This is a genomic window from Mesorhizobium sp. M4B.F.Ca.ET.089.01.1.1, assembly GCF_004022605.1.
GTDB classification, from domain to species: Bacteria; Pseudomonadota; Alphaproteobacteria; order Rhizobiales; family Rhizobiaceae; genus Mesorhizobium; species Mesorhizobium abyssinicae.
This window is the reverse complement of the sequence record NZ_RZOS01000322.1, coordinates 1-6,714: the sequence shown is the minus strand read 5'-3', so window position 1 is coordinate 6,714 and position 6,714 is coordinate 1. Positions and strand designations below refer to the sequence as shown.

The following is a 6,714-nucleotide window of genomic DNA, read 5'->3' as shown; positions in this document are numbered from 1 at the left end:
CCCCCCTCTCTGTCCTGCCGGACATCTCCCCCCTTGAGGGGGAGATGTCCGGCAGGACAGAGAGGGGGGCGAAGGATCTCGGCCTCTCCCATAATCCCGTTCAACACGCGGTGGCCCCATGACCATCGCCGCGCTCAACTCCAACCCCGCCGCGCCTGCCATCCTGCCGGGCAGCGGCGGCCTGCGCGGCGCGCTCTCCGACCTGTTCTGGCGCCGGCCGAAGCTGTTGCTGCTGTTGATGCTGCTGCCGCCGGTGCTGTGGCTCGGCGTTGTCTATATCGGCTCGCTGTTCGCCCTGCTGGCGCAGAGTTTTTTTTCCATCGACGAGTTCTCCGGCCTCATCAACCGCGAGTTCACGCTCAAGACCTATGGCGACCTGCTCCAGGCCGCCAATCTCGACATCATCCTGCGCACGGTGACGATGGCCGCGCTCGTCACGCTGGCCTCGGCGATCATCGCCTTCCCGATCGCCTACTACGCGGCGCGCTATGCGCGCGGCCGCTGGAAGGCGCTGTTCTATCTTGGCGTCATGCTGCCGCTGTGGTCGAGCTACCTGGTCAAGGTCTATGCCTGGAAGCTCATCCTCGCCAAGGAGGGCATCCTCACCTGGCTGCTCGGCAAGCTGAACCTTTTGTGGCTGCTCGACGCCTGGCTGTCGCTGCCGATCGTCGGCGGCAACTCGCTGTCGGTGTCCTTCACCGGCACCTTCATCGCCTTCGTCTATGTCTGGCTGCCGTTCATGATCCTGCCCGTCCAGGCGGCGCTCGAGCGCGTGCCGGGCAATCTGGTCGAGGCCTCGTCCGATCTCGGCGCCTCGCCCGGCCAGACCTTCCGCAACGTGCTGTTCCCGCTGGCGCTGCCCGGCATCGTCGCCGGCTCGATCTTCACCTTCTCGCTGACATTGGGCGACTACATCATCCCGCAGATCATCGGCACCTCGCGCCTGTTCATCGGCCAGGCCGTCTATTCGCAGCAGGGCACGGCCGGCAACATCCCGCTCGCCGCCGCCTTCACCGTGGTGCCCATCGTCATCATGGGCTTCTACCTCTGGGGCGCCAAGCGCATGGGGGCCTTCGATGCGCTCTGACGGCTCGCCTTCCGCCCCGCTCGGCCTGAAGATCGCCGCCGCCTGCGGCCTGCTCTTCCTGCACCTGCCGATCCTGCTGATCTTCGTCTACGCCTTCACGACGGAGGAAAAGAGCTTCGTCTGGCCGCCGCCGGGGCTGACCACGCAATGGTTCGCCGTCACCTGGAACCGCCCGGATGTGTGGGAGGCGCTGTCGCTGTCGATCCGCGTCGCCGCCATCTCGACGGCGATCGCGCTGGTGCTCGGCACGCTGTGCGCCGCCGCCGTCTCGCGCACGCGCTTCTTCGGCCGCGAGACCATCTCCTTGCTGGTCATCCTGCCGATCGCCCTGCCCGGCATCATCACCGGCATCGCGCTGCGCTCGGCCTTCGCGCTCGCCGACATCCCCTTCTCGTTCTGGACGATCGTGCTCGGCCACGCCACCTTCTGCGTCGTCGTCGTCTACAACAATGCCGTCGCCCGCTTCCGCCGCACCTCCGGCTCGATGATCGAGGCCTCGATGGACCTCGGCGCCGATGGTTTCCAGACCTTCAGGCATGTCGTGCTGCCCAACATCGCCACCGCGCTACTTGCAGGCGGCATGCTCGCCTTCGCGCTGTCCTTCGACGAGGTCATCGTCACCACCTTCACCGCCGGCCAGCAGCAGACCGTGCCGATCTGGATGCTCGAAGAGCTGATCCGCCCGCGCCAGCGTCCGGTCACCAATGTCGTGGCCATGGTCGTGGTTCTGGTGACGCTGCTGCCGATCCTCTTTGCGTATTACCTGACCCGCGACGGCGACCAGATCGCTGGTTCGGGCAAATGAAGAACAGCGAATAGGGAATAGCCAATAGCGAATAAGGGAAAAGTCGACCGCCAACCTATTCGCTACTCGCTATTCGCTACTCGCTCCTGATCAAGGAGAAATCTTATGGACACCCAGATGCTGATCGGCTCGACCTTCGAGAAGGGCACCGAGACCGAGGAGCCGATCCTCAATCCAAAGACGGGGGCGACCATTCTAAGCCTGCCTGAAGCCAGCCCGGCGCAGATCGAGGCTGCTGTCAGTGCCGCCGAACAAGCGTTCCTCAGTTGGTCGCGCACCACGCCGGCGCAGCGCTCCGGCTATCTGCTGAAGATCGCCGACCGCATCGAGGCCGAGGCCAAGGAATTCGCTGCGCTCGAGGCGCTGAACTGCGGCAAGCCGATCAACTCCGTGCTCAATGACGAGATTCCGGCGATCGTCGACTGCTACCGCTTCTTTGCCGGCGCCGTCCGTTCGATGCCCGGCCAGGTCGCCGGTGAATACCTGCCCGGACACACCTCGATGGTCCGGCGCGACCCGATCGGCATCGTCGCCTCGATCGCGCCCTGGAACTATCCGCTGATGATGATGGCCTGGAAACTGGCGCCGGCGATCGGCGGCGGCAACACCGTCGTCTTCAAGCCGTCCGAGCAGACGCCGCTGACGGCGCTGAAGCTGGCCAGGATCCTGGCCGAGATCCTGCCGGAAGGTGTCGTCAATGTCGTGCTCGGCCGTGGCGAAAGCGTCGGCAACGCGCTGATCAACCATGCCAAGGTCAACATGATCTCGATTACTGGCGATGTCGCCACCGGCAAGAAGGTGCTGCAGGCGGCCGCCAAGTCGGTCAAGCGCACGCATCTCGAGCTCGGCGGCAAGGCGCCGGTCATCGTCTTCGACGACGCCGATCTCGGCGCCGTGGTCAGCGGCCTGCGCGCCTTCGGCTACTACAATGCCGGCCAGGACTGCACCGCCGCCTGCCGCATCTATGCCGGCAAGAAGGTCTACGACAAGCTGGTCGCCGACCTCTCCTCCGCCGTCTCGACCATCAAGTACAACCGGCCGGACGACACCGAGAACGAGATCGGCCCGCTGATCTCGCGCCGCCAGCGCGACCGCGTGTCGAGCTTCGTCGAGCGCGCCTCGGAACTGAAGCACATCGAGATCACCACCGGCGGCAAGCCGGGCGAGGGCTCGGGCTTCTACTACCAGCCGACGGTCGTTGCCGGCGCGCTGCAGGAGGACGAGATCGTGCGCCGCGAGGTGTTCGGCCCGGTTGTCTCGGTCACGCGCTTCTCGGAGGTCGACGAAGCAGTGAACTGGGCAAACGACAGCGATTATGGGCTGGCCTCGTCGGTGTGGACCAGGGACGTGTCGCGCGCCATGGCGACGGCTGCCCGCCTGCAATATGGCTGCACCTGGATCAACACCCACTTCATGCTGACCAACGAGATGCCGCATGGCGGATTGAAGCAGTCCGGCTACGGCAAGGACATGTCGCTCTACGCGCTGGAGGACTACACCGCCGTCCGCCATGTCATGGTGGCCCACGGCTAGCGCCATTCGCAGGGAACCTACCATTCAAAACCAGGGAGGAAGAAGATGCATCGCCGCCAGTTTCTGACATCAGCAGCCATTGCCGCCACGCTCCTTGCCGTCGCGCCGGCCTTTGCCGACGACAGCGCGAAGTCGGTTATCGAAGCATACCTCGCCGCGTGGAACGCTCATGATTCCGCCAAGGCCGCCGGCTATTTCGCCGACGACGTCACCTACTACGACGCGTCGGTCGGCACCCCCGTCAAGGGCAAGGAAGCGGCCAAGACCGGCGTCATCGACAATTTCCTCAAGGCCGTCCCCGACGCCGTCTGGACGATGAAGGGCGCGCCTGTGATCGAGGGCGACCGCGCCTCCTTCGAATGGGAGTTTTCCGGCACCAACACCGGCCCCTGGGCCGACGGCACCGCCGCAACCGGCAAGAAGTTCTCCTTCACCGGGGCCTCGATGTTTTCACTCAAGGACGGCAAGATCGCAACCCAGAGCGACTATTACGATGCGCTCGGTTTCTACAAGCAGCTAGGCCTGATGTAGGTTGCGGCTTCGGGCAAAAAAGGATGGCGGCGGGACTGCCATCCTTAAAGTATTCAGTTCACCGGTTGTCATCCGTTAAGTCTGTTGAACTGCCGCCGCGTGGCGACGGTTGCCGATTTACTGAATATTCAACCTGTGCGCGCAGCTTCGCTGACGGGAAACCACGCAGCGAGGGGGTTCGCGCATGACTGTCTCGAAGATCAAGCTGACAATGATCGGCGGCTTCTGCCTGCTGGTCGCCTTCTTCTGTGCCAAGGACATCATCGCCAAGAGCGGCTGGCCGCAGGTGCCGGCCGAAATCACGGCGGTCACGGTCGAATGCCTGATGGAATCGACCCAGCACAGGATCGTCTACAAGACAGTCAGCAGCGCCTCGATCCCATGCGAATTGGTGGAAGCATTCAAGTCGGTCCATGCCGACAAGGAATGGACGGTGAAACAGAAATTCACCGGCATCTTGCGCGTCGGCGCCGGCGCGGACGCCGTCGAGGCGACCATGGACCTGAACAAGAGCGGAGGCCGTGAGCCGCAGGTTGGCGACAAGCTCGTGGTTGTTCAGAATCCCGCCAAGGCGACACAGATCGAGCGGGCCGGAATGACCGGCACGCGTGTCATGCTGGCCGCCGGCGCGGCGGCGCTCGGCACCCTGCTCCTGTTCCTCGCGTTCAGGCGCCCGCGGCCGTCGTCCGCCAATGCCGCGGCCGCAGGCTTGCCGGGAGGCAATGCCGCCGAGCGCGCGCGCCAGGCGGACGCCATGATCGCTGCGGCGTTGGCCAAGCAGGCCACCCTGCCCAATCAGGGCCCGGCCGGCCGCCAGGCGGCAGCGGGGCTGGCCAGGGAGGCGCGCTTTTCGGGGCAGCGCAGCAGTTTCGGCCGCAAGGGCTGACGGCCGGACCAACGTCTGTCGCCCCGGAGCGGTTGCGGGCGACAGGCATGCCGATTGGGGCCGCCGCTATTCGACGATCCGGAAGATCTGCCAGACATTGGTGCCCGACACGACATAGGGCTCCAGCGCCTTGCCCCATTTGGCGTGCGCTTCGATCTTGCCGAGCTTGGCGAAGAACGCTTCCAGCTGGGCCAGGCTTTCGACTTGGTGGTGCGACTCGATCCTCGATTCATGCGCGCCGATCGATCCGGTCATGATCTGGAAGTTCAGATCTGAGATGCCGACCTGCGAGCCGACGTCGCGTTCCCATTGCCGCATCATGTCGAGCACGGTCTGCTTGTGGCCGAACTTGGCGTCGATCTGCCATCTGGCGCTGAACATTGTCGTTCTCCTGCGAGTTTGCGGCCCAGCCGCTGTTGATCTGCTTGCTTACTCGTCCCAGGCTTGCACCACGGTCTGCCGCGCGATCCTGCCGGCCTTGAGCTCCAGCATCGCCGCGCAGAACACCTTGGTGCCGTCGGGATAGGCGCAGGCCTGGGTGAAGGCGAGGTTGTCGCCATCGGCGATGGTGGTGTCGACCTTATGGGTCATCGCCCGGCTGCAGATGTCGTCCCAGAAGGTGGTGATCGCCGCGCGGCCGCGGATTTCGCGCGGCTTGCTCGGCGGATTGTTGCGGTCGATCACCCGCACCAGCGCGTCGTCGGTGTAGAAGCTCGCCAGCAGCTTGCCGTCACGGCCCTCGATTGCCTTCTTGATCGCAGCGCCGTCCACCAGTTGAGTCTTGGTCAGCATTTTCTCCTCCATGGCCCGCCGCAAGGCGGGACGTTCGATTGATCGGGGGCGCTGCCCGGCTCAAGCGCCGGGCAGACGCATTCCTCACTGCGACTTCGCCTTGACGGCGGCGAATACGTCGTCGGTCTGCTTCTTGAAGGTGGCGAGATCGACCTGGCTGCCATTGAGCATCGTCGACCAGTGGCGCACGATGGCCGCCATCGCGATCGCCTCCTTGATCTCCTCGTCGCTCGCGCCGTTGAGCCTGGCCGCCTCGGTGTGGAAATAGATGCAGTACTGGCACGGAATCTGCGCCGCCACCGCAAGCCCCATCAGCTCCTTCGTCTTGCCGTCGAGAGCGGTGTTGGGATTGAGCTGCACGCCCTTGATCTCGGCCCAGGCGCCGGCGACCGCCACGTCAGGCAGCGTCTTGAACATGTCGGGCACCGAACCGAGCGTCGCCTGGATGTCCTTGTAGGCAGCGGTGGCCGAGGCGTCTTCGGCTTTGGCGGGAGCAAGCGTGAAGACCGCGCCAATGCCTGCCACGATCACCAGCGATTTGAGTGTCCGGTTCGACTTCTCCATCTCATCCTCCATTGGCAGGTCCTTCGCGGCGAAATCCGCCTGTCCTGCATGGAGAAAATCCTAGCGCTCTGCCGCGCCGCGCCGCTTCGCCCAAAAGCGCCATGGCTCTCATGGCCCGTCCGGGCCAGTGTGCCTGGCCGAAAACGCCGCCGCCGCCGCCCGCGACGGCAGGTCGAGCTTGAGCAGGATGTTGGCGACGTGACGCTTGACCGTGTGTTCGCTGAGGCTGAGTTCTGCGGCGATCGCGGCGTTGCTCTTGCCGTCGGCGATCAGGTTCACCACCTCGCTTTCCCGCGCCGTCAGCGTCGCCGGCTCGGCTGGCCTGGCCTTCGGCCGGCAGGCTGGTTCCAGATGCTGTTCCGAGGTCGCGTGCACCACCGGCAGCGGGTCGTCCAGCTCGTCGAGGCTGATGCGGCCGGCCTCAGTGAAATGCAGCCCCGAGCCGACGGTGAGGTCGGCAACCAGCCGCGAGGCAAGGATGTCGCCGCGCCCGGCATGGCTGGCAAGCTGCAGGGT

Annotated in this window: 9 protein-coding genes; 5 read left to right on the top strand and 4 right to left on the bottom strand. The window is 65.0% G+C overall.

Going from position 1 to position 6,714, the window contains the following annotated elements:
* Nucleotides 1–118 precede the first annotated feature (118 nt).
* The 5 genes from EN780_RS24295 (at nucleotide 119) to EN780_RS24275 (ending at nucleotide 4,842) form a co-directional block, all read left to right on the top strand.
* Nucleotides 119–1,087 (top strand): ABC transporter permease, encoded by a 969-nt coding sequence (locus EN780_RS24295; protein ID WP_127282454.1) that lies wholly within the window; start codon nucleotides 119–121, stop codon nucleotides 1,085–1,087.
* Nucleotides 1,077–1,892, top strand: a complete 816-nt coding sequence (locus tag EN780_RS24290) for an ABC transporter permease (protein WP_127282453.1) — start codon at nucleotides 1,077–1,079, stop codon at nucleotides 1,890–1,892. Before EN780_RS24295 ends, EN780_RS24290 begins: the two co-directional genes overlap by 11 nt.
* Nucleotides 1,893–1,997: 105 nt before the next feature.
* Nucleotides 1,998–3,425, top strand: a complete 1,428-nt coding sequence (locus tag EN780_RS24285; protein WP_127282452.1) for a gamma-aminobutyraldehyde dehydrogenase — start codon at nucleotides 1,998–2,000, stop codon at nucleotides 3,423–3,425.
* 45 nt (nucleotides 3,426–3,470) lie between these two features.
* Nucleotides 3,471–3,956: a nuclear transport factor 2 family protein gene (locus EN780_RS24280; RefSeq protein ID WP_127282451.1), complete on the top strand. Its 486-nt coding sequence runs from the start codon at nucleotides 3,471–3,473 to the stop codon at nucleotides 3,954–3,956.
* A 184-nt stretch (nucleotides 3,957–4,140) separates the two neighbouring features.
* Nucleotides 4,141–4,842, top strand: a complete 702-nt coding sequence (locus EN780_RS24275; protein WP_128275538.1) for a hypothetical protein — start codon at nucleotides 4,141–4,143, stop codon at nucleotides 4,840–4,842.
* A 66-nt stretch (nucleotides 4,843–4,908) separates the two neighbouring features.
* Here EN780_RS24275 and EN780_RS24270 read toward each other — a convergent pair whose 3' ends face one another.
* From EN780_RS24270 to EN780_RS24255, 4 genes are all read right to left on the bottom strand, one after another.
* A complete protein-coding gene (locus tag EN780_RS24270) occupies nucleotides 4,909–5,223 on the bottom strand; it encodes a hypothetical protein (protein ID WP_127282449.1) in 315 nt (104 codons plus the stop codon).
* A 48-nt stretch (nucleotides 5,224–5,271) separates the two neighbouring features.
* Entirely contained in the window at nucleotides 5,272–5,634 is a 363-nt protein-coding gene (locus EN780_RS24265; protein WP_127282448.1) for a nuclear transport factor 2 family protein, read from the bottom strand.
* A gap of 84 nt (nucleotides 5,635–5,718) precedes the next feature.
* Nucleotides 5,719–6,210: a carboxymuconolactone decarboxylase family protein gene (locus EN780_RS24260; RefSeq protein ID WP_245500106.1), complete on the bottom strand. Its 492-nt coding sequence runs from the start codon at nucleotides 6,208–6,210 to the stop codon at nucleotides 5,719–5,721.
* 96 nt (nucleotides 6,211–6,306) lie between these two features.
* Nucleotides 6,307–6,714, bottom strand: a 408-nt coding sequence (locus EN780_RS24255) for a helix-turn-helix transcriptional regulator (protein ID WP_133372691.1), incomplete at its 5' end; no start/stop codon positions are given.